The sequence below is a fragment of the Enterobacter sp. 296B2 genome (assembly GCF_034106185.1).
GTDB lineage: Bacteria > Pseudomonadota > Gammaproteobacteria > Enterobacterales > Enterobacteriaceae > Enterobacter > Enterobacter cloacae_N.
The window spans coordinates 1-3,776 of record NZ_JAWNCA010000064.1; the positions used below are offsets into that span (position 1 = coordinate 1).

3 protein-coding genes and 2 pseudogenes are annotated in these 3,776 nt (G+C 56.0%); 4 read left to right on the plus strand and 1 reads right to left on the minus strand.

Features of this window, described 5'->3' with window-relative positions:
- Nucleotides 1-86: 86 nt before the first annotated feature.
- The 4 genes and pseudogenes from URZ40_RS22970 to kdsA form a co-directional block, all read left to right on the plus strand.
- Nucleotides 87-581 (plus strand): annotated as a pseudogene (locus URZ40_RS22970) (peptide chain release factor N(5)-glutamine methyltransferase); the annotation flags it as partial.
- A gap of 8 nt (nucleotides 582-589) precedes the next feature.
- Nucleotides 590-673 (plus strand): annotated as a pseudogene (locus URZ40_RS22975) (siroheme synthase); the annotation flags it as partial.
- 41 nt (nucleotides 674-714) lie between these two features.
- A complete protein-coding gene (gene sirB1, locus URZ40_RS22980) occupies nucleotides 715-1,524 on the plus strand; it encodes an invasion regulator SirB1 (protein WP_008499515.1) in 810 nt (269 codons plus the stop codon).
- Nucleotides 1,525-1,560: 36 nt separating this feature from the next.
- Nucleotides 1,561-2,415 (plus strand): 3-deoxy-8-phosphooctulonate synthase, encoded by an 855-nt coding sequence (gene kdsA, locus URZ40_RS22985; RefSeq protein ID WP_116339376.1) that lies wholly within the window; start codon nucleotides 1,561-1,563, stop codon nucleotides 2,413-2,415.
- Nucleotides 2,416-2,529: 114 nt separating this feature from the next.
- Here kdsA and chaA read toward each other — a convergent pair whose 3' ends face one another.
- The gene (chaA, locus tag URZ40_RS22990; protein ID WP_116339378.1) at nucleotides 2,530-3,630 is read right to left on the minus strand and encodes a sodium-potassium/proton antiporter ChaA; all 1,101 of its coding nucleotides are present in this window, start codon (nucleotides 3,628-3,630) and stop codon (nucleotides 2,530-2,532) included.
- Nucleotides 3,631-3,776 lie beyond the last annotated feature (146 nt).

The window sequence follows — 3,776 nt, forward strand, 5'->3', positions numbered from 1 at the left end:
TCGAGGCGCAACGGCTGAGCCGGCGGCGGGACAGTTATTGTGGGGTGCCGCTGGGGGTGGCGGATTAACAAACACCCCCCTGATCAATTCTCGATCTCGGGCCGGTAACTGGGGCTATCGCGGGGGCGCGCGCCAGCGAGCGCCCCGATTGCGATGTGACGGCGGTAGATGTGATGCCCGACGCGGTGGCGCTGGCGCAGCGTAACGTGGAACGTCTCGCTCTCCGCAACGTGACGGTGCTGCAAAGCAGCTGGTTTGCCGCGCTGGAGAATCGCTCATTTGCAATGATTGTCAGCAATCCTCCTTACATCGACGAACATGACCCACACCTTGCGCAGGGCGATGTTCGCTTCGAACCGCTGACGGCGCTCGTTGCCGCCAACGCGGGATTAGCCGATCTTGATCACATTGTGACAATGTCACGGAAACATTTACTTCCTGGCGGCTGGCTGCTCGTGGAGCATGGCTGGACGCAGGGAGAAGCCGTGCGGTCACTGTTTACGCAAGCAGGCTACGCCGCAGTCGAAACCTGCCGCGACTACGGCGGCAACGAACGCCTGACGCTGGGGCAGTGGGCTTGAGTGCCGGGTATCTGCCATTTACTGATAAAGGCGTAAGGCTGACTGAAAGGCAGTTTGGCGTTATCATCTACATCGTTTTGAGTTTTATCGCGCCTGAGCGTCCTTGTTCGCTCAGTCGTTACTGGGGTAAGTCATGAAGTCCTTAGCCGATTTCGAATTTAATAAAGTGCCGCTTTGCGATGGCATGATCCTGATTTCGGAGATGATACGCGACGATTTTACGTCGCAGTACGTCTACGATGAGCTGGAGAATCTGGTCAGCCTGGCGCGTGAAGAGATCAATCAGGCGCGCCCGCAGGACTGGCAATTAGAGAAGCTTCTGGAACTTTTCTACGGCGAATGGGGTTTCTGCGACACGCGTGGCGTGTATCGCCTGTCTGACGCATTATGGCTGGACCAGGTCTTAAAAAATCGTCAGGGCAGCGCTGTTGCGCTGGGCTCTATTTTGCTGTGGGTTGCGCACCGGCTGGATATTCCGCTGGTGCCGGTCATTTTTCCGACGCAGATGATCCTGCGTGCGGAGTGGCTGGACGGTGAGATGTGGCTCATTAATCCGTTTAATGGCGACACGCTGGATGAGCATACGCTGGACGTCTGGCTGAAGGGCAACATCAGCCCGGTGGCCGAGCTCTTTAACGAAGATCTCGACGAAGCCGACAACGCCGAAGTCATCCGCAAGCTGCTGGATACGCTGAAGTCAGCGCTGATGGAAGAGCGTCAGATGGAGCTGGCCTTGCGTGCCAGCGAAGTGCTGCTGCAGTTTAATCCGGAAGATCCGTACGAAATACGCGACCGCGGGCTTATCTATGCCCAGCTCGACTGCGAGCACGTGGCGCTGAACGATCTGAGCTATTTCGTCGAACAGTGCCCGGAAGATCCGATTAGCGAAATGATTCGCGCGCAGATCAACGCGATCTCGCACAAACAAATTACACTGCATTAATCTTAATTCCGATTCACACCTGAATAAGGCGATCCTATGAAACAAAAAGTGGTTAGCATTGGTGATATCAACGTGGCAAACGACCTGCCGTTCGTGCTGTTTGGCGGTATGAACGTGCTGGAATCCCGCGATCTCGCCATGCGTATCTGCGAGCACTACGTGACCGTGACCCAGAAGCTGGGCATTCCGTACGTGTTTAAAGCCTCTTTTGACAAAGCCAACCGCTCCTCCATCAACTCTTACCGCGGCCCGGGCCTGGAAGAGGGGATGAAAATTTTCCAGGAGCTGAAGCAGACGTTTGGCGTGAAAGTGATCACCGACGTGCATGAGTCCTGGCAGGCGCAGCCTGTGGCAGACGTGGTAGACGTGATTCAGCTTCCGGCGTTCCTGGCTCGCCAGACCGACCTGGTTGCCGCAATGGCGAAAACCGGTGCCGTGATCAACGTGAAAAAACCGCAGTTTGTGAGCCCAGGCCAGATGGGCAATATCGTTGATAAGTTTATCGAAGGCGGTAACGACAAAATTATTCTGTGCGATCGTGGCGCTAACTTCGGTTACGACAACCTGGTTGTGGACATGCTGGGCTTCAGCGTGATGAAAAACGTCTCTAACCAGTCCCCGGTGATCTTCGACGTGACCCACGCGCTGCAGTGCCGCGACCCGTTTGGCGCCGCGTCCGGCGGTCGTCGTGCCCAGGTGACCGAGCTGGCGCGTGCCGGTATGGCGACCGGCCTGGCGGGTCTGTTCATTGAAGCGCACCCGGATCCGGCAAATGCGAAATGCGATGGTCCTTCCGCGCTGCCGCTGGATAAGCTGGAGCCGTTCCTGAAGCAGATCAAAGCGATTGACGATCTGGTGAAGAGCTTCGACGAGCTGGATACCAGCAACTAATAAAAAACCCGCTTCGGCGGGTTTTTTTATGGGGCATATTGCCGGGTGGCGCTGCGCTTACCCGGCCGACAAAACCCGTAGGCCCTGCAAGTGAAGCGCCGCTGGGCAAAAAGGCTACGCAAAGATCGTCATCAAATACGCTACAAACAGCGCCATATGCGCAGCGCCGTTCAGCACATTGGTGCGGCCAGTGGAGAATGAAATCTGGCACAGCAGCAGCGAGGCCACCATCACAATCATCTCCGGCGCGCCCAGCGCAAACTGCAGATCGTTACCCGTCATAAAGGCAATCAGCGTCACCACCGGTACGGTGAGGGAAATGGTCGCCAGCACGGAGCCGAAGAACAGGTTCATTGCGCGCTGCACCTGATTGTTCAACACCGCCTTGAGCGCGCCCAGACCCTCAGGGGACAGGATCAGCAGCGCCACCAGGAAACCGGTAAAGGCCACCGGGGCGTTCAGCTCGGTTAACAGCGTCTCCAGCGGGTTGGCGTTCATCTTGGTGACCGCGATAACCGCGATCAGATGCACGATCAGCCAAACCGTATGCCACGCGCTGCTGTGGGCCGACGGCTTACCGTGGTGCGGGTCATCATCGTCGCCGTCATCTTCATGCTCGTACACAAACAGGCTCTGGTGCGTTTTGGTTTGAATCAACAGGAACACGCCGTACATGGCGGCGGAAATCAGCGCGACCAGCAGTGCCTGACCGGTAGAAAAATTCGCGCCCGGCAGCGCCATCGGGAAGACCAGCACGATAATGGCCAGCGGGAAGAGGGCAATCAGATACTGTTTAATACCAAACAGGTTCATATACTGGGTCGCAAATTTGCGTCCGCCCAGCAGAAGAGAGAAGCCCACCAGGCCGCCCGTCACAATCATAATGATGGAGTAGAGCGTGTCGCGCATCAGCGTTGGGGCGGCATCGCCGGTCGCCATGAGCGCGGAAATCAGGCTGACTTCGAGAATAACGACAGAAAGGCTGAGAATTAACGAGCCGTACGGCTCGCCCAGACGGTGGGCCAGGACGTCCGCATGGCGAACGACGCTAAATGCGCTGGTTAAGATGCCGACCAGAGCAAGAATATTGATACCAACCACCACTGGCAGTGACTGACTGCTTCCCCAGAAGAGCAGCACAGCCAGTGCCAGAACCGGGAAAATGAGTGACGTCTCCTTGTGGCGGGTCTTTACCGCCTCGTGTGTTGCTGTCATGTGCTTCTCCATCAATGCAGGTGCTTGTAATTATAGATAGATTTTGAGGGCATTAAACTAACAGAAATCTGTTAAATACCCTTTATTTTTTACTTAATTTTACCCTTTGTCATGGTTTTCATGTTTGATGCCTGTATGAAGATATT